General features: G+C 36.3%; 24 protein-coding genes, 2 tRNA genes and 5 pseudogenes. 19 read left to right on the forward strand and 12 right to left on the reverse strand.

Annotated features, from left to right (window positions below; genetic code table 11):
• Window positions 1-30: 30 nt before the first annotated feature.
• Window positions 31-302 (reverse strand): annotated as a pseudogene (locus RHABOEDO_RS09895) (transposase family protein); the annotation flags it as partial.
• Window positions 303-425: 123 nt separating this feature from the next.
• Between RHABOEDO_RS09895 and RHABOEDO_RS09900 the strand changes: the two are divergent.
• The 3 genes and pseudogenes from RHABOEDO_RS09900 to RHABOEDO_RS09910 all read left to right on the forward strand — a co-directional run.
• Window positions 426-1295 carry an IS630 family transposase gene (locus tag RHABOEDO_RS09900; RefSeq protein ID WP_220017903.1) on the forward strand — a complete coding sequence of 290 codons (870 nt, stop codon included), beginning with the start codon at window positions 426-428 and terminating at the stop codon, window positions 1293-1295.
• A 73-nt stretch (window positions 1296-1368) separates the two neighbouring features.
• Window positions 1369-2403 (forward strand): IS630 family transposase, encoded by a 1035-nt coding sequence (locus RHABOEDO_RS09905; protein WP_220017482.1) that lies wholly within the window; start codon window positions 1369-1371, stop codon window positions 2401-2403.
• Between the two features lie 19 nt (window positions 2404-2422).
• Window positions 2423-2608 (forward strand): annotated as a pseudogene (locus tag RHABOEDO_RS09910) (transposase); the annotation flags it as partial.
• A gap of 21 nt (window positions 2609-2629) precedes the next feature.
• Here RHABOEDO_RS09910 and RHABOEDO_RS09920 read toward each other — a convergent pair.
• A pseudogene (locus tag RHABOEDO_RS09920) lies at window positions 2630-3183 on the reverse strand (transposase family protein); the annotation flags it as partial.
• Between the two features lie 85 nt (window positions 3184-3268).
• Window positions 3269-5491, reverse strand: a complete 2223-nt coding sequence (locus RHABOEDO_RS09925; protein WP_215217695.1) for a collagenase — start codon at window positions 5489-5491, stop codon at window positions 3269-3271.
• 419 nt (window positions 5492-5910) lie between these two features.
• On the opposite strand from RHABOEDO_RS09925, the gene RHABOEDO_RS09930 reads away from it, so the two are divergent.
• Complete coding sequence (locus RHABOEDO_RS09930; protein WP_215217696.1) at window positions 5911-6132, forward strand: helix-turn-helix domain-containing protein; 222 nt, start codon at window positions 5911-5913, stop codon at window positions 6130-6132.
• Window positions 6133-6134: 2 nt separating this feature from the next.
• Here the strand turns inward: RHABOEDO_RS09930 and RHABOEDO_RS11255 are convergent.
• The 3 genes and pseudogenes from RHABOEDO_RS11255 to RHABOEDO_RS09940 form a co-directional block, all read right to left on the reverse strand.
• Window positions 6135-6290: pseudogene (locus RHABOEDO_RS11255) on the reverse strand (hypothetical protein); the annotation flags it as partial.
• A gap of 18 nt (window positions 6291-6308) precedes the next feature.
• Complete coding sequence (locus tag RHABOEDO_RS09935; protein ID WP_220017608.1) at window positions 6309-6650, reverse strand: transposase; 342 nt, start codon at window positions 6648-6650, stop codon at window positions 6309-6311.
• Window positions 6607-6960 carry a transposase gene (locus tag RHABOEDO_RS09940; protein ID WP_220017413.1) on the reverse strand — a complete coding sequence of 118 codons (354 nt, stop codon included), beginning with the start codon at window positions 6958-6960 and terminating at the stop codon, window positions 6607-6609. The genes RHABOEDO_RS09935 and RHABOEDO_RS09940 overlap by 44 nt, the downstream gene beginning before the upstream one ends.
• A 172-nt stretch (window positions 6961-7132) precedes the next feature.
• On the opposite strand from RHABOEDO_RS09940, the gene RHABOEDO_RS09945 reads away from it, so the two are divergent.
• Entirely contained in the window at window positions 7133-7732 is a 600-nt protein-coding gene (locus RHABOEDO_RS09945; RefSeq protein WP_215217815.1) for a HipA N-terminal domain-containing protein, read from the forward strand.
• A 137-nt stretch (window positions 7733-7869) separates the two neighbouring features.
• On the forward strand, window positions 7870-8490 hold the full coding sequence (locus RHABOEDO_RS09950; protein ID WP_256439942.1) for a type II toxin-antitoxin system HipA family toxin: 621 nt from the start codon (window positions 7870-7872) through the stop codon (window positions 8488-8490).
• A gap of 75 nt (window positions 8491-8565) precedes the next feature.
• On the opposite strand, the gene RHABOEDO_RS09955 is transcribed toward RHABOEDO_RS09950, so the two are convergent.
• Window positions 8566-9358, reverse strand: a protein-coding gene (locus RHABOEDO_RS09955; protein WP_220017848.1) for an IS5 family transposase whose coding sequence is annotated in 2 segments (ribosomal slippage) — window positions 8566-9093 and window positions 9095-9358 — 792 coding nt in all. Because the reading frame shifts where the segments join, the coding sequence is not laid out codon by codon here.
• Between the two features lie 90 nt (window positions 9359-9448).
• Window positions 9449-9535, reverse strand: a tRNA-Ser gene (locus RHABOEDO_RS09960).
• A 199-nt stretch (window positions 9536-9734) separates the two neighbouring features.
• Here RHABOEDO_RS09960 and RHABOEDO_RS09965 point away from each other — a divergent pair.
• From RHABOEDO_RS09965 to obgE, 6 genes are all read left to right on the forward strand, one after another.
• Window positions 9735-10589: a metal ABC transporter solute-binding protein, Zn/Mn family gene (locus RHABOEDO_RS09965; RefSeq protein WP_215217557.1), complete on the forward strand. Its 855-nt coding sequence runs from the start codon at window positions 9735-9737 to the stop codon at window positions 10587-10589.
• A complete protein-coding gene (locus RHABOEDO_RS09970; RefSeq protein ID WP_215217556.1) occupies window positions 10582-11310 on the forward strand; it encodes a metal ABC transporter ATP-binding protein in 729 nt (242 codons plus the stop codon). The genes RHABOEDO_RS09965 and RHABOEDO_RS09970 overlap by 8 nt, the downstream gene beginning before the upstream one ends.
• A gap of 1 nt (window position 11311) precedes the next feature.
• Complete coding sequence (locus RHABOEDO_RS09975; protein ID WP_215217555.1) at window positions 11312-12124, forward strand: metal ABC transporter permease; 813 nt, start codon at window positions 11312-11314, stop codon at window positions 12122-12124.
• A 497-nt stretch (window positions 12125-12621) separates the two neighbouring features.
• The gene (gene rplU / locus RHABOEDO_RS09980; RefSeq protein WP_215217558.1) at window positions 12622-12933 is read left to right on the forward strand and encodes a 50S ribosomal protein L21; all 312 of its coding nucleotides are present in this window, start codon (window positions 12622-12624) and stop codon (window positions 12931-12933) included.
• Window positions 12934-12942: 9 nt separating this feature from the next.
• Window positions 12943-13194 carry a 50S ribosomal protein L27 gene (rpmA, locus tag RHABOEDO_RS09985; protein ID WP_215217554.1) on the forward strand — a complete coding sequence of 84 codons (252 nt, stop codon included), beginning with the start codon at window positions 12943-12945 and terminating at the stop codon, window positions 13192-13194.
• A gap of 42 nt (window positions 13195-13236) precedes the next feature.
• Complete coding sequence (obgE, locus tag RHABOEDO_RS09990; protein ID WP_215217553.1) at window positions 13237-14238, forward strand: GTPase ObgE; 1002 nt, start codon at window positions 13237-13239, stop codon at window positions 14236-14238.
• A gap of 19 nt (window positions 14239-14257) precedes the next feature.
• Here obgE and RHABOEDO_RS11210 read toward each other — a convergent pair whose 3' ends face one another.
• Window positions 14258-14386, reverse strand: a complete 129-nt coding sequence (locus RHABOEDO_RS11210) for a hypothetical protein (protein WP_281069552.1) — start codon at window positions 14384-14386, stop codon at window positions 14258-14260.
• A 288-nt stretch (window positions 14387-14674) separates the two neighbouring features.
• Window positions 14675-15688 carry an IS30 family transposase gene (locus RHABOEDO_RS09995; protein WP_220017415.1) on the reverse strand — a complete coding sequence of 338 codons (1014 nt, stop codon included), beginning with the start codon at window positions 15686-15688 and terminating at the stop codon, window positions 14675-14677.
• Here RHABOEDO_RS09995 and RHABOEDO_RS10000 point away from each other — a divergent pair.
• The 3 genes and pseudogenes from RHABOEDO_RS10000 to RHABOEDO_RS10010 all read left to right on the forward strand — a co-directional run bounded on the left by RHABOEDO_RS10000 (window position 15675) and on the right by RHABOEDO_RS10010 (window position 18869).
• Window positions 15675-16742 carry an IS110 family RNA-guided transposase gene (locus RHABOEDO_RS10000; RefSeq protein WP_220017609.1) on the forward strand — a complete coding sequence of 356 codons (1068 nt, stop codon included), beginning with the start codon at window positions 15675-15677 and terminating at the stop codon, window positions 16740-16742. The genes RHABOEDO_RS09995 and RHABOEDO_RS10000 overlap by 14 nt on opposite strands.
• Window positions 16743-17205: 463 nt before the next feature.
• Window positions 17206-17382, forward strand: a pseudogene (locus RHABOEDO_RS10005) (transposase); the annotation flags it as partial.
• Between the two features lie 53 nt (window positions 17383-17435).
• Window positions 17436-18869 (forward strand): hypothetical protein, encoded by a 1434-nt coding sequence (locus RHABOEDO_RS10010; protein ID WP_215217203.1) that lies wholly within the window; start codon window positions 17436-17438, stop codon window positions 18867-18869.
• Window positions 18870-19090: 221 nt separating this feature from the next.
• On the opposite strand, the gene RHABOEDO_RS10015 is transcribed toward RHABOEDO_RS10010, so the two are convergent.
• Window positions 19091-19163, reverse strand: a tRNA-Phe gene (locus RHABOEDO_RS10015).
• Between the two features lie 56 nt (window positions 19164-19219).
• On the reverse strand, window positions 19220-21214 hold the full coding sequence (gene tsp, locus RHABOEDO_RS10020) for a tail-specific protease Tsp (protein WP_215217204.1): 1995 nt from the start codon (window positions 21212-21214) through the stop codon (window positions 19220-19222).
• A 238-nt stretch (window positions 21215-21452) separates the two neighbouring features.
• Here tsp and rpsL point away from each other — a divergent pair, with 238 nt between their 5' ends.
• The 4 genes from rpsL to rpsJ all read left to right on the forward strand — a co-directional run bounded on the left by rpsL (window position 21453) and on the right by rpsJ (window position 24907).
• Complete coding sequence (gene rpsL / locus RHABOEDO_RS10025) at window positions 21453-21824, forward strand: 30S ribosomal protein S12 (RefSeq protein ID WP_138106740.1); 372 nt, start codon at window positions 21453-21455, stop codon at window positions 21822-21824.
• A 130-nt stretch (window positions 21825-21954) separates the two neighbouring features.
• Window positions 21955-22428, forward strand: coding sequence for a 30S ribosomal protein S7 (rpsG, locus tag RHABOEDO_RS10030; protein WP_215217205.1), 474 nt, complete (start codon window positions 21955-21957; stop codon window positions 22426-22428).
• Between the two features lie 9 nt (window positions 22429-22437).
• Entirely contained in the window at window positions 22438-24540 is a 2103-nt protein-coding gene (gene fusA / locus RHABOEDO_RS10035; RefSeq protein ID WP_215217206.1) for an elongation factor G, read from the forward strand.
• Between the two features lie 16 nt (window positions 24541-24556).
• A complete protein-coding gene (gene rpsJ / locus RHABOEDO_RS10040) occupies window positions 24557-24907 on the forward strand; it encodes a 30S ribosomal protein S10 (RefSeq protein WP_215217207.1) in 351 nt (116 codons plus the stop codon).
• Window positions 24908-25161 lie beyond the last annotated feature (254 nt).

The following is a 25161-nucleotide window of genomic DNA, read 5'->3' on the forward strand; positions in this document are numbered from 1 at the left end:
CTTTTTTTGCAGTAAAGCATTAGACCTCTTTCAAAACCCATTTAGCTCCAGATTATAAATGCCCGCAATTAGATTGAACCGAAGACCAAACCTTTTTCGTCTATTTCTATAACGATCAGCTAAAATTTTGAATGGCTTAAGCAGACCAATAGCATTTTCATTAATTACACGTTCTTTGGAAAGGAATTGATTATTTTTTTGTCTTGTTTTGTTAAAGGATTTTTCTTGCTTCTTCTTTTAGGCATTTGGGTTTTAGCATGAAGCTTTTTAAGTCCTAGATACCCTCCATCTGTTAGAGCCTGTTTAAAATCTTTTCAAAAGTGAGGATATTCTGGAGAAAGATTTACAAAGAGTGTGCAGGAAATATTAGAATATAGTGGTTCCGATTCAATCGTATAGAAAAATATTTTGTTTTGTGTTAAGCTATTGAGTATGAAAAATATGATTCCGAAAATAAAACTGGAAGTAGCCCTCGAGGCGGTAGCAAATCAAAACTTTCACAAGACCAAACAGAGTCTCTACTAAAACACCTACAGGAAAAGACCTATCTTAAAGTCAAAGGGATCATAGCTTATGTGCATGAGCAATATGGGATAAAATATTCCCGAAGTGGCATGACAGATTGGCTCATACAGCACGGATTTGTTTATAAACGTCCTAAAAAGATTCCTGGGAAATTAGCTCCTGAAAAACAACGAATTTTCATAGAACAATATAGGGCTTTAAAGGAGACATTAAACCCTGATGAAGAGATCTATTTCATAGATGCTGTGCATCCTGAACATCAGTCCCAAGCCGTATGTGGATGGATCAAAAAAGGCGTTCAAAAGACTTTGCAGACATCCGGGAAACAATTGCGATTGCATTTTGCTGGAGCTCTTTGCCTGACAGGAATGAAGATTGTTACAGAGGAATATAAGACAGTTGATGCCGATGCAATGCTCGATTTTTTCAAGAAGCTAGAAAAACAGACAGAGGCTCGAATTATTCATGTAATTTTGGATAATGCAAGATCAAACAAAAATAAGAAACTAGAAGAGTTTCTGATGTCTTCTAGGATTAAAGTGCACTATCTCCCTCCTTATTCGCCGAATTTGAATCCTATTGAACGCTTGTGGAAGATCTTAAAGGAAAAGAAGGTATACAATCGATATTACGAAACGTCGGTGACTTTTTTTCAGGCAATTAGAGGATTCTTCTTAGAAGAGATACCGAAAATAACAGATATTTTGAAATGTAGGATAAACGACAAGTTTCAAGTCGTTGACTTAAATCCCATTAAGCTAGCCGTTTGAATCGGCACTAGTATATAGTGGTTCCGATTCAATCGTATAGAAAAATATTTTGTTTTGTGTTAAGCTATTGAGTATGAAAAAACTGATCCCTAGCCAGAGAGCTGACTTAGAACACAAGTTAAAGCATCCAAAAGACTATTCTGAACGGAATAGGCTTTGTGTAATTTTGGGCTATGATGAGGGTATCTCAACAAAAAATCTTGCTAAAACACTCCGGATAAGCCCTATCACTGTTCAGAAATACCTCAGAGAATATGATTCCGAAAATAAAACTGGAAGTAGCCCTCGAGGCGGTAGCAAATCAAAACTTTCACAAGACCAAAAAGAGTCTCTACTAAAACACCTACATGAAAAGACCTATCTTAAAGTCAAAGGGATCATAGCTTATGTGCATGAGCAATATGGGATAAAATATTCCCGAAGTGGCATGACAGATTGGCTCATACAGCACGGATTTGTTTATAAACGTCCTAAAAAGATTCCTGGGAAATTAGATCCTGAAAAACAACGAATTTTCATAGAACAATATAGGGCTTTAAAGGAGACCTTAAACCCTGATGAAGAGATCTATTTCATAGATGCTGTGCATCCTGAACATCAGTCCCAAGCCGTATGTGGATGGATCAAAAAAGGCGTTCAAAAGACTTTGCAGACATCCGGGAAACAATTGCGATTGCATTTTGCTGGAGCTCTTTGCCTGACAGGAATGAAGATTTTTACAGAGGAATATAAGACAGTTGATGCCGATGCAATGCTCGATTTTTTCAAGAAGCTAGAAAAACAGACAGAGGCTCGAATTATTCATGTAATTTTGGATAATGCAAGATCAAACAAAAATAAGAAACTAGAAGAGTTTCTGATGTCTTCTAGGATTAAAGTGCACTATCTCCCTCCTTATTCGCCGAATTTGAATCCTATTGAACGCTTGTGGAAGATCTTAAAGGAAAAGAAGGTATACAATCGATATTACGAAACGTCGGTGACTTTTTTTCAGGCAATTAGAGGATTCTTCTTAGAAGAGATACCGAAAATAACAGATATTTTGAAATGTAGGATAAACGACAAGTTTCAAGTCGTTGACTTAAATCCCATTAAGCTAGCCGTTTGAATCGGCACTAGTATATATAGTAGAAATAGCAAAAAGAAATGCACTTCATACTTTTAAAGTCATTTCTAGAAGATGGGTTGTAGAGCGTTCTTTTGCGTGGATAGAAAAATGTCGCAGGCTATGGAAAAATTGCGAAAGAAAACTACATACAAGCCTGAATATGGTGGTTCTTGCTTTTATTGCTCTAATTTTGAAAAGATTTTAAACAGGCTCTTAGAAGGTTTATTTCGGAATGAAACTTGATTTTAGAATCCTTAAATATCCTAAAATCATGTCTTCTACCTTTGGAAAAAAAGGTACAAATAATCTTTTTTGTGTCCTTGCTCATTACAAGCTGCGTCTTTAAGGTGTGCCTTTTCTTCTTCCCTGAGTAAAAATGTTTTTGTTTTTTTTAGGGCGCTCTATGGGTGTTTCTGTGGCATCTATTAAAATAACATCATATTCCATATCGCTTTTTAATAGCTCTTTACGTCCAAGCAGTGCAAATAGGGGATGTTTTATCAGGGTGTATTCTACCCATTTTATTGTTTTATAAGCTGTACTTTCACTGATATTATAGCTCTGGCTTATGTGAAAATAGGTTCTATACTCTCTTAGATACTCTAAGGTCATCAGTAACATGTCTTCTATTTTTAATTTATTGACGCGGCCTCCTCGGGCTTTTTTCTCTTTGTGACTTATCTCCAAAATCAAGCTCATTTGATCAAATGTCCTACGTTTTACTCCGGTTAATCTTCGGAATTTCTCGTTGTCTAAACTTTTTGCTTTTTCAAATTTCATCATGCCCTTACGTATTTTTAAGGGCATTATTTTATACAAGGGCTTTTTTATTTCCTAGTTTTGAAAGAGCTCTATTGATCACATCTTAAGTATTGCCTTTTCTTTGTAAAGACTTTGAGTCATTACGGAAAAATTCATTTCTCCTGTTATTTCGAAGTCTTATTTCCGGAGGTTTTTCCATAAACTGATTACCTTTTCGATCTCTTATCGCTTTCAAACGATTGCAACCACCTTTTCCCTTTCCACCTTTCTGCTTAGACATATAGGCTAAACATGCGGATGCTAATCCAAACGTTATTACAGATCCATATGTAATTTTTCTAACCGCTTCTCTTCCTTTCTCCGGAGTCCATTTTTCCTCTAGATATTTTGTAGTCTGATTTAATAAAGGATCCAAACTTATCGATTGTATATTGACAGTTGCCAGCATCTGTAGTTCTACTGTTGTTGATTTACGTGTATTTTCTGGAAGGGTCCAACGGGTCATTAGATAAGTGTGATAATCACGCTCCAAAGAATTAAGCTTTTCAAGCTCTTTTTTCAGCAGGTCTTCCTTTTCATTTTTTGTATAAATCAATATTTTATTAAGAGTTGGTTTTTGTTTAGTTAAAAGATACTCTACAAAAGAATAAGAGATCTGATAGTTTTGTCTAGTTGCTTCTATAATATCTTTTATACGAACGAGTCCCTTCTCTATTAGGGTTCTTTTAACACTTTCCGCCAAAAAATTCTTGGGAATTAATACATACGAAAGACCTTCATTCAACCAGTCAAGTCTCCCATATTTTCCAAATTTATCCATTGGATGATTCACTTTAAGACCAGCATGCAAATGAAGCAAGATATGGTTAAATTCATGCTCTAAATTCCAAAGTTCATTGTTTTTTACATAGATAGCAGCGGTTGGAATGCATAAGGGCCCCACGTAAGAACATTCGGTTACACCTCCGTTTCCTGTAGATTTTTCAAGCAAAACATAATTAAAAATCTCATATAAACGATTACTACTTGCAACATATAAATTGCATTTAATCTCTTGAGAATTGATATCTAATACGGATCCAAACTCTTTTATAAAATGAGAGTAAGTATCTTGGAGCTTGCCGTGAATCTGTTTCATTAGATCATGGTTCCAATCTACAGCAGAGGTGACATTAACCTTTATAGGTTTTATAGAGATCTCTTTTTGATAGGGATATATATCTTTAACGGTGGTTTTTTTGCAAAATGGAAATAAAGACACAAGATTTTTTTCTCTAATCGATTTGATTATTAAATAAGATAATTGTTTTACAATTCTTTCCTCTTTGGACGTTAATCCTTTAAAAAGGCTGTCAAAACCTTGTTTTAGTTTATCAACAATCTCATCTTTGAATGCGGTGTCTTTAGTGGCGTGTAGTATGTCTTCAAAAGACATCAAAGCGTTTCTGATAAAATAATATTCGCTTTTTTCTTTTGATTCTTTACATAAGTTAAAAGTTTTTTCTATTACCGCAAACAAGTCCTGTTTGACTATACACCCGTCATCTAAACATTTTTCAATAAATTGATATTTAAATAACGCATTAGCATATTTGTACACAATATTTTGTATCTCTTCGTTAGAACTCGACAGGATTTCCTTTAATTTGATTAGGTAAATTTTAGCTTGGCTAAGATCGTTAAAACCAATAAGATTTTTTAAATTGAAGGAGGATACGCCAACCCAATTTTTAAAACATAAAAACCGCATTTCAGTTGTAATGGGAGTTCTTGAGAAAAAATTACCAACCTTTTCTAAAGTACCTTTCATTATTTCCATATTTTTAGAATCAAAATGTGTACTGCACTGATATTCATAAATAACTTTGAGCGCTTTGGTCAAATCTTCCCATTGCGCTTTGGTCGAATCTTCCCTTTCTTTTTTCCCTTCGCTCTGGTGGAGCAATTCTGGCTTTAGCAGAATTTGATCGATTGTCTTTTTAGCATCGGTTAAAACCCCTGGGTAGAATTCATTTTCTCCTAACCCTTCAAGAGATTTGGGGCTATTATCTTGAGGATCGTTATGAGTACCGGCTGGGTGATCATTTATATTGACAAGCTTCATCAATTTCTCAAATCTACTAGGAGGAACTGTTGAAAGAGAACGCTTTGTACGAAAGCTGTGCTTTGAAGCTGTAAAATTTCTCATTTTAACTACTTCATCTACTTTTTCTATTGTTTGATTTTGATCAAGGAAAACCATCGACTGATTGTTATTACTGTTTGCATGAAGAAAATTCATTCCATGCATTGTACTTATATTTAAAAGAAGATTTGTAGAATTCATTTTTTTATACCTAAAGTAAAATTATTTATTAAAAAATAGTATAGATATGAACCGTAATTTCATTTAATTATAAAAATCTCTTAGTTAAGACAGAGAACTATTCAGTAATTAGCTAGAAACCTCAACAATCATTTTTTATTTTAAGCTCGATATATAAACGGCATTCATATCCCATACTATCTATAAGAGCACACTAGTCAGAACTACTTAATTGTGTAAACAGGTAAAGTATTTTCTATTAATTTAAATCTCGATTGAGATATCCATTTTCTGTCGCTAGAAGAACTTGCGTTCATTCTCTTTCAGGCTCCTAAGATAAAAACTTCTTCTACTGAAATTAGGAAATCACTCTTGATTTAATTTATTAAGGATATTATTATAATCATTATAAGATGTTTTTCTTTATAAAGGATATAATAATGACTGTATTTATGTTAACACCATGGGAAATTCAAAAACACATTGCAAAACAAGCACAAGAAAAGCGCTTATCTCTTAACTTTAGTCAGCAAACCTTATCAGACCGCTCTGGAGTCAGTTTTGGGGTGCTGAAAAAGTTTGAACAGACAGGAAAGATATCTCTTGAGTCCCTTCTTAAAATTGCACTTGTGTTAGGAACACTTGAACCTATCTTGAATTAAATTTACTGTTTTAAAGATACTTGCCGACTTAAGAAATTCATCCAATATCCCAGTAGTCCAAACATTAATAGTCCGTTCCAATATATTGCCTTTCTTTCCCAGCGCACTGTAAGACGACGGAAGCATGTCTTTAACCAAGAAATCGTTCTCTCAACGACCCAACGTTGCTTTTCAAGTTAGCAAATGCCTTTTATCTTATATCCCTTGGTGTTTCTTTTCCGAGCTATCAGAGGAAAAACCTCATGGGAAAGAACATCGATACGTGTTTGCTCTGAGTCATAACCTTTATCTGCTTCAAGTATGGGTACTTTTCCCTGATTCCATGCTTTTTTAATGAAGGGAATGACTTTCCTAAGCAGAGGGATCACTTGTTTTTTCTCATCCCCGGATGCTGATGTAAAAGTGATTGCAAGAGGCTTTCCTGATTTTTCTACCAGTAAATGCGATGTCACGCCTTTACCTTTGTAGCCATAATCAACTTGCTCTCCTCCTCCGCGTCCGCTGGAAAAAAAAACCATCTACAGAGAGTCTCTGGACATCAATACACTCCAGTTGTTCGGCAAGCTTAAGCAGCTCTTCTAAAAATTGATCTAAAAATCCAGCAGATTGCATTCTTCCAAGCCATGCGTGTGCTGTTGAGGGATGAGAAAACTCCTTGTTTCTAGGTGCATCTTTCCAAGGAGCTCCTGTCCGAAGCACCCAGAAAATAGTATTCACTACAGGTCTCCATGGCGCTAATTTTCTTCCATAATGGTTACGATTTACCCATTTTTCCATTTGAGGTTCGAGTATTTTAAACTGTTCTTCATTTAATCCTTGCTTGCTCATGTCATCTGTCTTTAGTTAAAAAATAAAAAGATCTGGTATCATAGCGAAAATTTATATTCAATTCAAGATAGGTTCTTGAAGAGTTTAAGGATTTGTTTAAACAAACAAAACTAGAGCATTTAACATCACTCGATGAGCTGCTTAAAAGCAAAAAACGTAAAAGAGGTCGAAAATGACCTTTCAAAATACATCTGTAGTCCATGTATATTTTATATGTGGACAAAAGAAGCTTTCCATGGGAAGACTTGTTTTAAAAGATCGAAGAATATTTTTTGAATACACTCTTGAATTCATTAAAACAGGATTAGAATTATCTCCTCTTAAACTACCTCTTCAGCCAGGTATTATCATGTGTGAGGATAGAGTTTTTGAAGGTTTATTTGGTGTATTTAACGATAGCTTACCTGATGGATGGGGAAAATTGCTTTTAGATCGTAAGTTAATGAGTCTGCGTCTCAATCCTGGCGACCTTTCACCTTTAAACCGTTTATGCTATGTAGGTAAAAATGGAATGGGCGCCCTTGTGTATGAATCAGAAATAGAAGGAATAAAGCCATTTTATCACGAGAATTTAGATGAGATTGCTGATAAGGTGGTGCAATTTCAAGAGAAGGATGACGATCTTTTTATTGATGATTTATTAGCTATGAACGGCTCATCCGCTGGCGCTCGTCCTAAAATTGTCACCACCATAAGCAAAGAAGACTGGATCATTAAGTTTCGCTCCTCCTCAGATCTAAAAGATATTGGACTCATTAGATTTCTTGCATAACCCCTTATTTTAAAGCTTTCATTTATAGATTCCTAATCTTAACAAAAGCATTTCCAGCTATATCGCTCAAACAATCATATCTCCTGGATTAAAATACTTTAAAATTTTAGATTGCTTATTGGTTATGCAAGAGATCTATTGAATACGCCTATCATTTAATGGCTAAAACAGCTCATCTTTGTGTCTCAGAAGCAAAGCTTTTCCCATCTAAAAAAGGACCGGGGTATTTTGGTGTAAAGCGATTCGATCGCGTAGATGGTAGAAGGGTACATATGCATACAATTAGCGGCTTAGTCCATGCAGACTATCGCTTTCCAAGTCTTGACTACGAAACTATTATGAAAGCAACGTTGTGGCTTACTAAAGATTCCCAAGAAGGTGAAAAGCAATTTAGAGCAACTGTTTTTAATGTCTTGAGTCACAACCGCGATGATCATTCCAAAAATTTTTCTTTTTTGATGGATGAAAAGGGCGTATGGCGAGTCTCACCTGCTTATGATCTGACTTTTTCATCGGGCCCTAGCGGAGAGCACTGTAGCATGATCATGAAAGAAGGCAAAAATCCAACACTTTCCCATTTACTAAAGCTTGCAGAGATAAGCAATATTAAAAAACAAAAAGCTTTACAAATCATTGATGAAGTAAAAATGGCAATGGCAAAATGGAGAAACTTTGCAAAAGATTTAGGATTAAGTTCAACCTCCTTTAAGATGGTTCAGACAGCTCTTAATCATGTTAACAAAACCGTCTTTTCTTAAAGAAAAAGTTCACACATGAAGATTTACCGTTTCTTTCTTAGGAGGAAATGCTCTTTTTTTCTGCTAAGAGCCTGTTTAAAATCTTTTCAAAAGTAGAGCAATAAAAGCAAGAACCACCATATTCAGGCTTGTATATAGTTTTCTTTCGCAATTTTTCCATAGCCTGCGACATTTTTCTATCCACGCAAAAGAACGCTCTACAACCCATCTTTTGGAAATAACTGTAAAAGTATGAAGTGTATTTCTTTTGGCTATTTCTACTATACATCCTAATATCTCCTGCACACTCTTTGCAAATTTTTCTCCAGAATATCCTCCATCTGCTAAAACATTTTTTACACCGAATAAATGGTTTTTATGTAGTGAAAATGCTTCTATACACCCATTTCTGTCAGTGATATTAGCGGTGGTAATGTGAATCGCATGAGGAAGCCCTTGGCTATCGACTGCTATATGTCTTTTTATTCCTGATATTTTTTTCCCTGCATCATATCCTGTCTTCTCCGCTGTATCAGTATTTTTAACACTTTGAGCATCAATAATTACAAAGCTTGTTTTCTCTTTCCGACCACTGCTTTTTCTGGCCTCGCCAACCAATTTTTTTTAAAACTATTTCAAGAATACTCTTAGAATTTTTATCCTCTTTTTTATTCCAAAGATGGAAATAATAATAACACAATTCCCATTTAGGATATTCTATGGGTAACATACGCCACTGGCAACCACTTTTTAAAATGTACAAAATTCCACAAAAAATATCATATAGATCAACTCTTCGTGGACGTGTTTTTTTGCGTGTAGACTCAAGTATTAGATGGATTTTGCTAAATTGTTTACGAGAGATATCGCTTGGATAAGAGCGGGTCATAATTACCTCCAAAGGTTTTATGAAAACTATCATTATACCTTAATGAGAAGATTTTAAACAGGCTCTAAGGCAGTATCATTTTAGGAAGAACGGAGGAGGTGGGATTCGAACCCACGATACGTTTACACGTATACACGCTTTCCAAGCGTGCTCCATCGGCCGCTCGGACACTCCTCCAAAAAGCCTTTAAGCGTGTCTGAGGTTACCTTAACTACACTTTATCTTACAAGAAAAAATCCAAAGAGCTATTATGGCTTAACTTTAAATAAATTACTTACTATATCTTGTGTTTGAAGTTTAATAGAGAGTTATTTCTTTTCCAAAATCGCTTAAAAAATTATGATCCTCAATTGTAGCTTTATCAGGTTTTTAAAAAATGTTTCTTTGTTTATTTATTAGTTTTTTTTGTATTATTCCTATTTTGGGTTATCCACAAGCTCCTGTTGTTTTGGTTAGCGTTCCCCCTTATCTTTATTTTGTAAAAAAAATCGCAGAGAACACCGTCTCAGCTCAGTCCCTTATTCCTTCTGGAGCAAATCCTCATTTATATGAACCTACCCCCAAACAAGTTCAATTGCAAAAACAAGCCGTATTGTGGTTAAAATTAGGAGAAAAAGCAGATCAAAAAGCTCAAAGGGTCTTTCAAGAAATGAAAACCCCACCTCTGGTCCTTAATTTGACAGAGGATCTTGCGCTTTTATCTTACAAAGATACAAAAAATCATTGTTGTACTCAGCATAGCACCAAAGATCTACATATTTGGCTCAGCCCAAAAATAATGCAAGCGCAAGCAAAAAAAATTACACAAGCCTTAATTCAGCTATTCCCCATACATACAGAATTGTACCAAAGCAACTCAAATAAGTTACTCAAAGAACTAGAGCAAGTTGATCAAGAATTAGCTATCCTACTTAAAAACAAACAAGGCAAAGCCATTTTAGTCTCTCATCCGGCTTTTGCTTATTTTTGTAGAGACTATAACCTTGAGCAATTATCTCTTGAAGAAGAGGGCAAGGACTGTTTGCCTCAATATATTCCAGAACTGCTGCATAAGATAAAAACGCTAGGTATAGGCGGCATAATTATAGAACCTCAACACGGCAGCAAAGCAGCTAAGCTGCTTGCTCAAAATCTAGCGATACCTACTTACCTCATCGATCCTTATTCTGAAGATTATATAGAGAATTTAAAACAGATGGCAGAAGTGGTTAAAAATATCATTCATGACTGATATCATCTCTATTCACCAATTGTTTTTTAGTTATAATCATCAAAGTATTCTTGAAGATGTCAATATAACTGTGCAACCGAATGAATTTATTGTCGTTTTTGGCCCTAATGGCGGCGGAAAAACCACTTTTTTTAAATTAATCTTAGGGCTTTTACAACCTAAAAAAGGTTGGGTGAAAGTTTTAAATAAGCACCCTAAACACATTAGGCATTTAATGGGATATGTCCCTCAAATGCAACAAGTAGATCGCAATTTTCCGATTTGTGTTTTAGATGTAGTGATGATGGGATGCCTTGCTGAATTGACTTGCTGGGGAAGATTTCCTAAGGCAATGCGTAAATTAGGTCTACAGGCCTTGGAAAAAGTGAACCTTTTGCATAAAGCAAAAGCTCCCTTTGGTTCTCTATCAGGTGGAGAAACACAAAGAGCTCTTATTGCAAGAGCAATTGTCGACCATCCTAAAATCCTACTACTCGATGAACCAACAGCTAATGTAGATTCTCAAGCGGAACAGTCTATTTACCAGCTGTTAAAAGAGTTAAATGCTGATATGACTATATTAATGGTATCTCATGATTTACAAACAATTATTGATAAAGCCAGTCGACTCATTTGCGTAAATCGCCAAGCAACCTCTCTTCAGGCTAAAGAAGTATGTGAGCATTTTGCTTTAGGTCTTTATCACACTCCTTTAACAAACCCTCAACACTTTTCTTTTTAATATGTTTGATAATCCTTTTCTCTTACATACGTTATTAGCAGGTTGTGGGGCTGCGTTAACCGGCGGCATTATCGGTTCCTATGTAGTAGTTAAAAGAATTGTTTCTATTAGCGGTAGTATTGCCCACTCCGTACTTGGGGGAATGGGCCTTTGTCTATGGTTAAAAATCAGATTTGGGCTTACCTTTCTCACCCCATTCATTGGGGCATTAACAGCTGGATTGATTTCTGCATTTTTAATGGGCTGGATTCATTTAAAATACAAAGAAAGAGAAGACACAGCGATTGCTGCTATTTGGGCTATCGGAATGTCTATCGGAGTCATTTTCATTGCTATTACCCCGGGCTATAACACAGAGCTAATCGATTTTTTATTTGGAAACATTCTATGGGTTAGCAGCAGTGATATTTTTTTACTATTTGCTTTAAATGCGCTCATTTTATCTATAATTGCTAGATTTTATAAACCGCTTTTAGCCATTTGTTTTGATGAAGAACAAGCTACACTAAAAAAGCTTCCAGTACAAACCTTTTATTTTCTACTACTAGGTTTAGTAGCTGTCTCGATTGTGTTATTAACCCAAATAGTTGGGGCCATCTTGGTTGTAACTATGCTAGCGATACCCGCTGCCATTGCTGCTATTTTTACCCGCAGTTTATTGCAAATGATGGCTTTAGCAACAGCATGCGGTCTTACGCTCACATTTACCGGCATCCTGCTTGCTTATCAATTAAACTGGCCCCCAGGGGCCACTATCTCACTTGTTTCTTCTTCCTGCTATGCGGGCGCACTTTTATTCAAAAAGAAGCCTTGAGATTACATGGAGCAATAACGGTTCCAGAATTGCTTCCAGGCTGATTTCTTATGCGTTCTATGATTTGTTTTTCTTTTTGCTGATGCTTTTTTACTATTCTGGACGCTCTCGCCACTATTATGCTTTTTAGGCATAAACCCTCCTTAAGCTTTTTTATCTTGTTCTAACTTAATTTTAGACTCACTTTCCTGCTCTTTAAAAAATGCACGGTTATGATGTTTTCTCAGAGTAATTTTTGAGGACTTAAGTGTATTTATTCTTTTTCTAAGCCCCTTCATAACCATCCCTATTCATTTATGCTCTTACTTTTCATACTATGTATAATTTAATTATTAATCAAATAATTAATTTTTTATTTTTTAATAAAAAATGAATTAAAAACCCTCTCTTTCTATCCTTGTTTACATTTACATCTTTTCAAGTTGACTTTGATTCAAGACTGTCCTATCATGTTTTTTTCTGCATGCGAATCTTTAAAGTTTATTTTAGGAGACCAGATGTACGCGATTATCGAAACAGGCGGTAAGCAATACCGTGTTGAAAAAAATGACACCATTGATGTAGAACTGCTAGATATAGAGGACAATGTTGTAGAGTTTAAAAATGTTTTACTTATTAGTGAAGCAGGAAATGTTAAGATTGGAGCCCCTTATCTCGCTGATACTGTTGTACAAGCAAAGCTTATAAAACAAGATGCTAAAGGGCCAAAAGTGGTTGCATTCAAATACAAAAGACGCAAACCGATTCGTCGTAAAGTGGGCCATCGCCAACGCTATACCCGACTCAAGATTACAGATATTATTGGATAAGGAGCAACAATGGCACATAAGAAAGGTCAAGGATCTAGCCGAAATGGTCGCGATTCTCATTCGCAACGCCTTGGAATTAAAGCAGCTGGAGGACAGTTTGTCACCGCTGGTAGCATTATTGTGCGTCAAAGAGGCACAAAATGGCATCCAGCAAAAAATGTAGGACGTGGACGCGATGATACGATATACGCTTTAGTTGACGGTGTTGTTTCTTATCGCAAAACCAATCGCACATATGTTTCCGTTCAACCCGCTCTTTAATACTTCGTAGCCCTCAACTAAGCCAGAGGGCTTGTAAAATATATGTTTATCGATTCAGTTATAGTTACGCTGCGCGCTGGAAAAGGCGGTAATGGCGTCGTTGCCTGGCGAAGAGAAAAGTTTATTCCCAAAGGAGGCCCTGTTGGTGGAAATGGAGGCCAAGGCGGCTCTATCATTCTAAAAACCAATGAGAACGTCCTCTCTTTAGAGGGATTTCGCAATCGCCGTTTAATCAATGCAGAAAATGGCATTTCAGGAGGAAGAAACCTTCAAAGAGGACGTAATGGCAAACACCTTATTTTACACATCCCCTGTGGCACTATTGTTAAAAATACTAAAACACAAGAAGTATTAGTCGACTTTACTGATAAAAACCAAGAGTATGTTTTATGCAAAGGAGGTAAAGGAGGCAAAGGAAATGCTTGTTTTAAATCTCCTACTAACCAAGCCCCCAACATATGTACTCCTGGCTATGAAGGTGAAATACATGAGGTTCAACTCGAGTTAAAATTAATCGCTGATATTGGCTTTATTGGCATGCCCAATGCAGGCAAATCCACTCTTTTAAAACAAACTACTCATTGCCCTGTTAAAATTGGAGCTTATCCTTTTACAACACTATACCCAAACCTAAGTTATATTCAGTTTGAAGATTTCTCCAGGATTTTAATTGCAGACATTCCGGGCATTATAGAAGGAGCCCACCTCGATCGTGGGTTGGGCTTATCTTTTCTCAAACATATTGAACGCTCTTCTGTTTTGGTCTATTTAATCGATATTTCTGGGATAGAAGAAAGAGATCCATTTAAAGATTTTCAAATTTTACAAAACGAGATAAAGACTTATCGAAAAGAATTATTAGACAAACCCTTTCTTGTTGTATTAAACAAAATAGACTGCGAAACAGCCATGCAAAATCTAGAGACATTTACACAAAAATACCCCTACTCAAAGACAACACTCTTTCCTATTTCTGCTATGCATAGAGAAGGCATTGAAGCTCTTCTTAAAGCTATGCAACAGCTTGTTCCCCGTAAGTTTTAGTTGAAGCGAAAAGGCCCTTTTAACCTCGAAGTGCACAAAAAAGAACATATAAATACTTGAAAAAATATCTATTTTGCACTTCGAGGTTGAAAGGGCCACAGATAAAAGTTCTTTTCATTGATACATCTAATCCAATATAATGCTTCATGGGTTGCTCCTCATTTTTTTGCTCTTTAATGAGCGGTTTTGAGATTTGAAAAAATCTCGTTTATATTGGAGAGTTTAACCTACTCCGTTTAAGGAGCAACCCCTTCTTTGTGTGCAATTATGGCATGTACTTTAATAAGCAATCAGATTTTATTAGAGCCTATTTAAAATCTTTTCAAAAGTGAGGATATTCTGGAGAAAGATTTGCAAAGAGTGTACAGGAAATATTAGAAGGCCCTTTCAACCTTGAAGTGCACAAAAAAGAACATATAAATACTTGAAAAAACATCTATTGTGCACCCGAGCATAGCATGTTTGTAGATAATCTCCTAAACACTTCTAGTGGAGTTTCGAAGTTGAGAGCCTTTCTAGGTCTGTTATTTAGTAAAGTTTCCACCCTTTCTATATCCTTGGAAGTCGTATCTAAAAAGCTTTGTGTTTTAGGAAAATATTGCCTAACTAGTCCGTTTGTATGCTCATTTAAGCCTCTTTCCCAAGAATGGTAGGGCGTTGCAAAGTAGAAGTCTGTCTCTAGCTCGAAACTAACCATTTGGTGATAGGCAAATTCTTTTCCGTTGTCTGCTGTTAATGTGTGTACAAAATCTTTGATAGGTTTAAGTTGTTCAATTAACGCTTGACTTACTTCCTCTGCAGTTTTATGAGAAACTTTGGCGAGCTTAGTTAGCTTGGAAGTTCTTTCTACCATTGATACAATTACGCCTTTATGTCCTGCCCCTATGACTGTATCTAGTTCCCAGTCTCCTAAACGAGTCTTTTTTTCTACAATACAAGGCCGTTGCTTAATATCTATACGACCAGGCATGTTCCCTCTTCCAGAAGCTCCCTTTCTCTGCTTGTTATATTTTTTCCCTCGATGACGGAGCTCTCTATAAAGCTGTCCTCCCTGTCGTTTATCTTTCCAGATATGATTATAGATGGTCTCATGACTAACATGTTCTTTACCATGTCTTTTAAGCCATCCGGATATTTGTATAGGGCTCCATTGCAACTTGATTTTTTCTTCAATACGGGTAACTATTTGAGGAGTCATTTTTTTATTGGGCTGAGAATTTTTTCTAAGAAATGCTTTTTCTTGAGCTTGCTGATGACGGTATCCTCGTTGCCCTTTATTTCTCTTAAGTTCCCTACTAATAGTGCTATGATGAACTTTTAGAATGTTTGCTATTGAGCTAGATGTATCTCCTCTAGCTTTTAAAATATAAATCTGACATCTTTGGTCATAGGTTAGGTGATGGTAGCCTTTAGGCAAGGTCTCTCCTTGTGTTTGATTGTTAAAAATCACAATAGAGATTCTTTCATCGCCTGCCTATTCTTTTTTTAATTCTTCTGTGCACTTCAAACTTGAAAAGACTTGTGTATTAAATGAACAAGGTAAGATTGTCCATGAAGGTTCAGAAAAAACAGATCCTGATTTACTAGCAGATTATTTTTCCAAAAGAGATTTTCAAGAAATCGTTGTTGGCTTTGAAAGTGGATGTTTATCTCATTACCTAGTCACAGGATTTAGAAAAAGAGCTATAGATCCCCTATGTATGGATGCAAGGAAGCTGAGTACGATTCTTGCTTTGAAAATAAATAAGACAGACAAAAATGATGCACGAGGAATCGCAGAAGCTCTTCGATCAGGTATGTATACACGAGTACACTGTAAGCCCCAAGATTCAGTAGAAAAAAGTATTTTGTTAGTTTCCAGAAGAGCGCTAATTAAACAGCAAACGCAGTTAAAAAATACTGTAAGGGGCTTGCTTAAAAGTTACGGAATACGATTGGGATCTGTGGGATCCAAAAGATTTTCGTCTGTGGTTGTAAAGCAGATAGAAAAACAGGAAAAAAGTATTGTTCTGAGCATAACCTCTCTATTAAATACCTTTGATAAGGTAGTTGAGGAAGTAGAAAAACTGGATAAAGAAATGCTTAAGCTGGTCAGTCAAGATAAAGAAGTACAACGGCTTATGACAATCCCTGGCGTAGGACCTGTAACAGCATTAACCTATAAAACAGAAATTTTTGATCCCACTCGTTTTAACGATTCTAAATCAGTAGGAGCCTATCTTGGTATGACGCCTAAACAGTATGCCTCCGGAGAGGTGCAAAGACAGGGAAGAATTTCAAAATGTGGATCCAGTGAACTTAGATCTCTATTAGTTGAAGCCGGAATAGTAATGCTGACACGAAGTAAGAAATGGAGCAAGCTAAAAGCTTGGGGATTAAAAATCATGAGAAAAAAAGGAATGAAGAAAGCCGCCTTAGCAGTAGGTAGAAAGTTATCCGTAATTATGCATAAGATGCTGATTGAACAAAAAGAATTTATTTACGGTGAGCCAAAGGCAGCTTAAAAACGCATTTTTTTAGAAATAAAAACATTAGGAAAAGTGACTAAAATTTTTTGCAGGAGAAAAACGAAGAAATAGGTAAAGACGACAAATGAGTTGGCTCTTAGAAGCCGTAATATACATTGTCTTGCCCATTTCATTTCGGATAGCATAATGGAGCGAAGAATCTAAAATAGTTTTCTTCAAAAAGACTCCGCAGAGAACCCTGGACTTATCTCCCGCATTAAACTTTGCTGTCCTAAGATCTTAAAAAACGCCTTTTATTTTGCAAGCAAAATATCGGCTCGGAGAGCTTATGAAGAATTAAGAGAATTTATATTCCCCTTGTGTGCAATAAAATCTATTTATGCAATTCTTAATTTGAAATCAAACTAGTATATTATTATTTCCATCTTTGGAATAAAAAAGATGATAAAAATTCTAAGAGTATTCTTGAAATAGTTTTAAAAAAAATTGGTTGGCGAGGTCAGAAAGAAATACACTTCATACTTTTACAGTTATTCCCAAAAGATGGGTTGTAGAGCGTTCTTTTGCGTGGATAGAAAAATGTCGCAGGCTATGGAAAAATTGCGAAAGAAAACTACATACAAGCCTGAATATGGTGGTTCTTGCTTTTATTGCTCTAATTTTGAAAAGAGTTTAAACAGGCTCTAAGAGCCTGAATATATTAACATTTTTATACAAGGAAAATATAATATGATCGAATTGCCAGCCGTTCAATCACAAGACCCAAGGTCCTTTTGGGAATTACGCCATGGAGAGATTAGAGCTGTTGCACGTCGTGTAACTGCTGCAGTGTCTAGCTTCTTCCAATTGGGTCTGCGCATTATTTCAGAAAGCTGGCGTCAACTCAGAGATAGAGTTATTGCACTTCTTCCAGAGAAAATGGCAATAAGGCTTGACCCTAGAATAATGCTCATTCGCATCATACTAGAAATGCCTCTTGATAAAAGAGCAGACTTTACTTGCAATATACTTGAGCTTATCTCACCTCAAATAGATCAAAATATCAAAAACACATTTATTAAAACTGTGGCAGAAAGTCTTACAAACGATGAAGGTAAGTTAGTGAGAAGTATTCTTCCATTTGTCACTATCGAAATGTACTCTTCTAAAAATATAGAAATTACTCAGAAGAAAGTAGCTTCTATCCCTGTGAATGATAGAGAAGAAGTGATCAGAATCTCTCGCTTACTAATGACCCCGGAAATGACAGCATATGACAGAGCCAGAATGCTTCGGGAAGTAGCTGCCTCTTTCTTACTAATCACTTCGAAAATGATAGCAAATGAGATAGCCTCAATACTTCGGGAAGTAGCTGCTATCCCTGTGAATCAGAAAGAAGAAGTGATCAGAAGATCTCGCTTACTAATCACTCCGGAAATGAATACATATGACAGAGTCAGAATACTTCGGGAAGTAGCTGCTATCGTTGCGAATGAGAGAGAAGAAGTGATCAGAGTTCCACCCCGTATAGGAATGAACGTACACGAAAACGATCGTGATCAGCGAATGAAAGCAGCCATCGAATTGTTGTTTGATCGTCAAAAAGATATAACAATTGCCGAGATTCATGAGGCTAAGGATAACTTTGTTGCCTATCTTAAGAAATGCTCAATCGATAGCGAAAAAAAAGCGCTAGCACAACGAGCTCTTCTAGAACCAAGAAAGAATAATCAAGATTTTGGTCCTCTTATTAATGATGAGGGCTTCACTATACTGGGATTACAAATGTCAGGAGCAGATCTAATTGGTCGCCTTAGGATTTTTATATCGAAACTACCTGAGAATGAACAAATAAATGCGCTAACCAGTATGATTTCTGCATTGAGCGACTCATATAATGACTGTAATACAAGAGTGTGTAATCAAGGAAAAACACAAAGATTGGTAGTTGCTGTACTTCAAGGACGCCTTCCAGGAGTCAATATTGAAGGGGATGTTATTTCAATTACAACCGAGGCGGCTATGGAGATGTTCTTTAACATAAAAGCTCATCAGGAGATTGATAAATTTAAAGACTTGATAGAAGCTGCTAATCAATTTTGCAATGAGCATGTCCTTGTGAATAAAGATACCTTTATTCTAGAGATCAAGGAATACGCTAGAGTGCAAGAAATAGAAAATTAAATTTATTTTTTCTTAGAGCCTGTTTAAAATCTTTTCAAAAGTGAGGATATTCTGGAGAAAGATTTGCAAAGAGTGTACAGGAAATATTAGAATATAGTGGTTTCGATTCAATCGTATAGAAAAATAGCAGAAAACTTCAAAGTTCGATCTCTTAAGAATTTCAAAGATCAATTTTTTAAAAAACTTACCTCAGGGAATCTAGTACTATAGCTCAAGAGATGTGGCCAGAGCCGGATTTGAACCGGCGACACAAGGCTTTTCAGGCCTCTGCTCTACCGACTGAGCTATCTGGCCATACGGATGTGAATCAAGAAAGATATAAAGCCAGATGATTTTTTGCAATAGATTGTTTATCTTTTATTAAAGTTTTGAGCACTGCTTTCTAATAACGCCATATCCTTTAAAATATTTAATGCCTCAGACATTTGCAGATCTTCTATTCCCCAATTGCGATTTGCTGTTAAAGCATTTTGTTTTCCTTCTTTTTCTTGTTTTTTAATATCTAAAAATAGAGAAAAATTTTTATCACGACTAAGCCTTTGACTACTATTTATTGTTAAAAGCGATTCCATTTGATTCCAGATAGAAACCTTTTTCTGCAGATTTGGCAAATAATGTTTTTGAAACCAATTAATCTGTTGAGGATTTATATCTACTAAAGGATCTGCATACACCGATGGAATTCGATCGCATTTTAGAGGGTATTGCAAAAATCGCTCTCCTACATCATAGATAAAATACCGGGTAGGAACTACAATGTTAGCTTTTACTCCTTCGATTTGCGTAGAAGCTCCTGAAACAGTGTAATATCTACCGACGGTTACTTTAAAAAAAGAAGGCGCCTTTTCCCTTGTCACAGTTTGAAATTGAATCGTACCTTTTCCATAAGTTCTCTCATCCCCTATTACTAAGGCAACACCATAGTCTTGCAATGCTTGTGCGACAATTTCAGCAGCAGAAGCTGAAAGTTTTGAGGTCAAAATAACCAAGGGACCATCGTAATAATTCCTTCCATCTAATTCCCGCAAATATTGTATTTCTTCTTGGGCATATTTAGAAACAACGATCACCCCATTAGAAATGAAAAGACCTGCAACTTTAACTGCTTGCGTTAAAAACCCACCAGAATTATCCCTTAAATCTAACACCAAACCATGCAGCTTACCTTGTTTTTTTAACTCTCTTAAAGCAGATCGAATATCTGCTTCACAACTTGAGCTGTCTTTACTTTCATAAAAAGAAGGAAGGGTAAGCTTTCCAATAATTCCATCCCCAAATGGCTCAAAAGCATATTTCAAACGATCTTGCTCCATAATGATTTTTTCTTTTTGTAGCGCTACAAAATAACTCGTCTCTTGCTTATCTTGTATTCTTTTTAACTCTAATTCAATCTTGCGTTTGCTCCCATTTTGTAGGCTGTCTAAGACCTGTTCATAAGAGAGCTGAGAAGTAGATTTCCCATCAATGGATATAAGCACATCTCCCGGCATAATTTTTCCTGTGCGATAAGCAGGCCCTCCTTTAACTAAATCGCTAATGACAACCCCTTCAACAGATTCGGTTAATACTACACCAATTCCTTCGAATTGTTTTTCTAGACAAGTGCGCATTTCTATAGCTTCTTTAGGACTAAAATAGCAGGTATGTGCATCTAAACTCTTTGCCATAGCTTTAAGAACATGCATAGACATCTGTTCTTCTAAAACATTTTTAGTCAGCTTTTTACCCTGAGCGTCTACATCCAGATAAGCATTCTCTAAACGAGATAAACGCTTTTCCCACAGAGCAAATACCTTTTGAATATAAGCACCATCAAATTTTCTATTTGGGTTTTGTTTCCTCTCAAATGCAATGATTTTTTGTAAATGGCTTTTAATCCTTGCTTGCAGTTCATCTTTACTACGAGGATAATCGGAATGAGCTTTGTGATTTGTGAATTCTTCGCCTGTTTTTATAAGCTCTTTTTGTATCAATACTCGATAAGCACGTTCTCTTTTAATAGCATTTTTAATTATGTTGTTTAATTCTTGAAAAACTGTGAAATAACCTTGTTTATATTGCTCTACCATTTGAGTTAACAATTCGTGGGATGGGTTAAGATAAGCATCAATTTCATCAAAAAGTAAATAATTTTTATTGTTATCAAACTGCTCGATATAAATTCTTAAACTACGTTTAGCAAGCAACTCATTAAATTCTTTATGCTCTACATGGTAACGCAGCATCTCTTCCATGTTATTACGGATAGAAAAAACTGCTATACTTGGTTTTTTAAAAGTCCCCGTATTACCGGATACTAAAACCAGACCGAGTAAACTTATTAAAAAATTTTTAAATATCTTCATCCTATATAACCCTTGTTTATCTTTAATTATATGATAAGTCTAATTTTTAAAATTAAATTTCTCAATAAATGCTTAAGAAGCCTAGCTTAAAAATTTTTTAAACTAGGTTTTTGATAATCTTTTTGCAAGAAATGTTGTTCCCAGTTATATTTTCTTCCATGTTGTATGCTAAGAAGTAGCAGAAGCTTTTTCCTAAGGCTTCTTTTTTTAATTAACTCGCTCAAGGAGAAGGGCAAAGATGCCAACAATTAATCAATTAGTGCGTTTTGGACGCAAGTCAAAAAGAAAAAGAGAGAAGTCGCCTGCTCTACAAAATTGCCCGCAAAAGCGCGGTGTTTGTGTTCAGGTAAAGACAAAAACTCCAAAAAAGCCAAATTCTGCTTTAAGAAAGGTTGCATGGATACGCCTATCTAATGGAAAAGAAATCATTGCTTATATCGGAGGAGAAGGCCATAACCTGCAAGAGCATAGCATCGTACTGGTCCGCGGCGGAAAAGTAAAAGACCTCCCCGGTGTACGTTACCATATTGTAAGAGGAGCTCTTGATTGTGCTGCGGTAAAAGATCGAAAGCAATCCAGATCTAAATATGGCGCAAAGCGCCCTAAGTAAAGTAATCTTAGGATATCCAACATATGGAGATCCTGGCCCTCAACTGTCTCTTTTTTTAAGATAAAAGAGTCAATCGTGGGCCGAGCAAAGCAGCTCAAGTGAAGATCATTATTTTGAAAGAAGGAAAATTATGTCAAGAAGACATCGTGCTACTAAAAGACAACCTGAGCCAGACCCACATTATAAAAGCGAAGTTGTGGCTAAATTGATTAATAAGACTATGATTAGCGGTAAAAAATCTACTGCTCGCCGTATTGTATATAATGCTATTGAAGCTTTTGCAAAGAAAATTAAATCTACCGACACTTTAAATGATTTTTTACAAGCTCTAGAGAATGCAAAACCTTCTTTAGAAGTAAAATCTCGCCGCATTGGTGGAGCTACTTATCAAGTTCCTATTGAAATCCCTGCCGATCGTCGAACTTCAATGGCCATGACTTGGATTATCAACTATTCTCGTGCTAAAGCCGGAAGGTCAATGGAAGAAGCTCTTTGTGCCGAACTTGTGGATTGTTACAACAATCAAGGTGCCACTATTAAGAAAAAAGATGATACACACCGCATGGCAGAATCAAATCGTGCATTTGCCCACTATAAATGGTAAAGGAGTTATATGAGTCAACGACCGGAAAAAGATAAGTTAGAAAGGGTACGCAATGTTGGTATCATGGCGCATATTGATGCTGGTAAAACGACTACAACTGAACGTATCCTCTACTATTCTGGACGCTCTCACCGCATTGGTGAAGTACATGAAGGTGCTGCAACTATGGATTTCATGGAACAAGAACGCGAAAGAGGCATTACCATTACTTCGGCATCTACCACTGTATATTGGCCGGATAAAGATGGGGAAGATTGTAAAATCAATATTATAGACACCCCAGGGCACGTCGATTTTACAGTAGAAGTAGAGCGTTCACTTAGAGTTCTAGATGGCGCTGTTGCGGTATTCGACGCAGTAGCGGGAGTACAACCTCAATCAGAGACCGTTTGGCGTCAAGCAGAGCGTTATCAAGTTCCGCGTATTGCATTTATTAATAAAATGGATCGCGTGGGAGCTGACTTCTTCATGGCTGTTGATTCTATGAAAGATAAACTAGGTGCTAATGCTATCCCTGTTCAATGCCCCATTGGGGCAGAAGGTAATTTTAAAGGGATGGTTGATTTAATCAAAATGAAAGCATATCTCTTTTTAGATGAGACTTTAGGTGCTAAATATGAAATAGCAGAGATCCCAAAGGATCTACTCTCTAAATGTCAAGAGATGCGTCAACAATTGCTCGAAGAACTAGCAACTGTTGATGAAAATGAAGAATTTATGACAAAGGTGTTAGAAAACCCAGACATCCTAACAGAAAATGAAATTCATATAGCTATTCGTAAGGCGGTTTGTCAAAATCGATTAAATCCAGTTTTGTGTGGAACAGCATTTAAAAATAAAGGGGTACAACCTTTACTGGATGCAATTGTTAACTGGATGCCCTCTCCCATTGATCGAGGGTTAATTAAAGGAATTAATGCTGTCACAGATGAACAAATGACTTTAGAGCCCAAAGACGATGGGCCCCTAGCTGCTTTAGCATTTAAAATTGCAACTGATCCTTATGTAGGGAGATTGACTTTTGTACGCATTTATTCAGGCGTTCTTTCTAAAGGAAGTACTTTAATGAATACAACAAAAGGCAAAAAAGAAAGAATCTCACGTCTATTAGAAATGCACGCGAATCAACGCAAAGATCGTGACGATTTCTTTACAGGAGATATCGCAGCTTGTATTGGCCTAAAATATACTAGTACAGGGGATACCTTGTGTAGCGAAAACTCCCCTCTTTTATTGGAAAAAATGGAGTTTCCAGAACCTGTAATCTCTATGGCAATTGAGCCAAAATCAAAAGAGAATAGAGAAAGACTCTCCGTGGCTTTAGGAGCGCTCTCTGAAGAAGATCCTACGTTTCGCGTATTTACCAATGAAGAAACAGGTCAAACAATTATTGCAGGAATGGGAGAATTACACCTAGAAATTCTTCGAGATCGCATGTGCCGCGAATTTTCTGTGGAAGCAAATGTGGGTAAGCCAGAAGTTGCCTATAAAGAAACTATTACAAAACCTTGTAAAACAGAAACAAAATACGTTAAACAATCTGGTGGACGTGGTCAATACGCACACGTTGTCTTGGAAGTCGAACCTAATGAACAAGGTAAAGGCAATGAAGTCGTTAGCAAAATCGTCGGTGGCGTTATTCCTAAAGAATACATTCCAGCGGTTATTAAAGGGGTTAACGAAGGACTTACAACAGGTGTCTTAGCGGGTTATGGCCTTGTCGATGTAAGAGTTTCCATTGTTTATGGCTCTTATCATGAAGTTGACTCAAGTGAAATGGCTTTTAAAATCTGTGGATCAATGGCTGTTAAGGAAGCTGCGCGCAAGGGTTCCCCTATTTTACTCGAACCAATAATGAAGGTCGCGGTATCTACCCCAGAACAGTTTATGGGAGATGTTATAGGTGATATTAATCGTCGCCGTGGTAAAATCCTCAATCAAATTACGCAAAAAGGGATAATTCTCATTGAATCAGAGGTCCCTTTAAGTGAAATGTTTGGATATTCTACACAGCTTCGTTCTATTAGTTCAGGACGTGCCAATTATGTAATGGAGCCTTCTCATTTCGAGCGCGTTCCTCAAAAAATTCAAGATACAATTGTGAAAAAATAAAAACAAACAAGTATATATGGCTAAAAAAGAAAAGAAGAAAATACGCATTTGCCTTAAAGGCTATGACCAACGCGTTTTAGACCGTGCTGTAATTGACATTGTCGAGACAGCAAAACGCACCGGAGCTAGGGTAGCAGGCCCCATTCCTCTACCTACTAAAAAGCAAGGGTATACTGTATTAAGATCTCCTCATGGCGATCGTAAATCTCACGAGCAGTTTGAAATACGCACCTGTAGCCGTATGTTAGAAATCCTGGATCCAACATTAGATACACTTGACAAACTAAAAGTGCTTCCTGTTGCAGCTGGGGTACATATTACAGTTAAACAATTATCTTCTACAGGCAAACCGGCCAAAGCTGCTTAAAAAATAATAAAAAACGATGAATATCGCTTTTTATTTTTAAGGAAGGATATAACATTCGTTGTATCCCTCTATTGCTTATTTATTTCTCTATAAAATAATATTTTCTTAAGATTTAAAGGTCATTACGAAATTCCCATTCATCATTTCTAATGAAAATGCTAGACACATTATATCAAATTGACGCTGTCAATTAAGTTTTGCAATTAATATGTATAATCAATATTATTAATAATAATAAACCAACTTAGGACTAT

This window comes from Candidatus Rhabdochlamydia oedothoracis, from assembly GCF_019453995.1.
GTDB classification, from domain to species: domain Bacteria; phylum Chlamydiota; class Chlamydiia; order Chlamydiales; family Rhabdochlamydiaceae; genus Rhabdochlamydia; species Rhabdochlamydia oedothoracis.

Coding starts and splice junctions, on each gene's coding strand:
- RHABOEDO_RS09905 (WP_220017482.1), top strand. CDS start 1,369: ATGAAAAAACTGATCCCTAGCCAGAGAGCTGACTTAGAACACAAGTTA.
- RHABOEDO_RS09925 (WP_215217695.1), bottom strand. CDS start 5,491: ATGAATTCTACAAATCTTCTTTTAAATATAAGTACAATGCATGGAATG.
- RHABOEDO_RS09930 (WP_215217696.1), top strand. CDS start 5,911: ATGACTGTATTTATGTTAACACCATGGGAAATTCAAAAACACATTGCA.
- RHABOEDO_RS09935 (WP_220017608.1), bottom strand. CDS start 6,650: ATGGTTTTTTTTTCCAGCGGACGCGGAGGAGGAGAGCAAGTTGATTAT.
- RHABOEDO_RS09940 (WP_220017413.1), bottom strand. CDS start 6,960: ATGAGCAAGCAAGGATTAAATGAAGAACAGTTTAAAATACTCGAACCT.
- RHABOEDO_RS09945 (WP_215217815.1), top strand. CDS start 7,133: ATGACCTTTCAAAATACATCTGTAGTCCATGTATATTTTATATGTGGA.
- RHABOEDO_RS09965 (WP_215217557.1), top strand. CDS start 9,735: ATGTTTCTTTGTTTATTTATTAGTTTTTTTTGTATTATTCCTATTTTG.
- RHABOEDO_RS09970 (WP_215217556.1), top strand. CDS start 10,582: ATGACTGATATCATCTCTATTCACCAATTGTTTTTTAGTTATAATCAT.
- RHABOEDO_RS09975 (WP_215217555.1), top strand. CDS start 11,312: ATGTTTGATAATCCTTTTCTCTTACATACGTTATTAGCAGGTTGTGGG.
- rplU (WP_215217558.1), top strand. CDS start 12,622: ATGTACGCGATTATCGAAACAGGCGGTAAGCAATACCGTGTTGAAAAA.
- rpmA (WP_215217554.1), top strand. CDS start 12,943: ATGGCACATAAGAAAGGTCAAGGATCTAGCCGAAATGGTCGCGATTCT.
- obgE (WP_215217553.1), top strand. CDS start 13,237: ATGTTTATCGATTCAGTTATAGTTACGCTGCGCGCTGGAAAAGGCGGT.
- RHABOEDO_RS11210 (WP_281069552.1), bottom strand. CDS start 14,386: ATGAAGCATTATATTGGATTAGATGTATCAATGAAAAGAACTTTTATC.
- RHABOEDO_RS10010 (WP_215217203.1), top strand. CDS start 17,436: ATGATCGAATTGCCAGCCGTTCAATCACAAGACCCAAGGTCCTTTTGG.
- tsp (WP_215217204.1), bottom strand. CDS start 21,214: ATGAAGATATTTAAAAATTTTTTAATAAGTTTACTCGGTCTGGTTTTA.
- rpsL (WP_138106740.1), top strand. CDS start 21,453: ATGCCAACAATTAATCAATTAGTGCGTTTTGGACGCAAGTCAAAAAGA.
- rpsG (WP_215217205.1), top strand. CDS start 21,955: ATGTCAAGAAGACATCGTGCTACTAAAAGACAACCTGAGCCAGACCCA.
- fusA (WP_215217206.1), top strand. CDS start 22,438: ATGAGTCAACGACCGGAAAAAGATAAGTTAGAAAGGGTACGCAATGTT.
- rpsJ (WP_215217207.1), top strand. CDS start 24,557: ATGGCTAAAAAAGAAAAGAAGAAAATACGCATTTGCCTTAAAGGCTAT.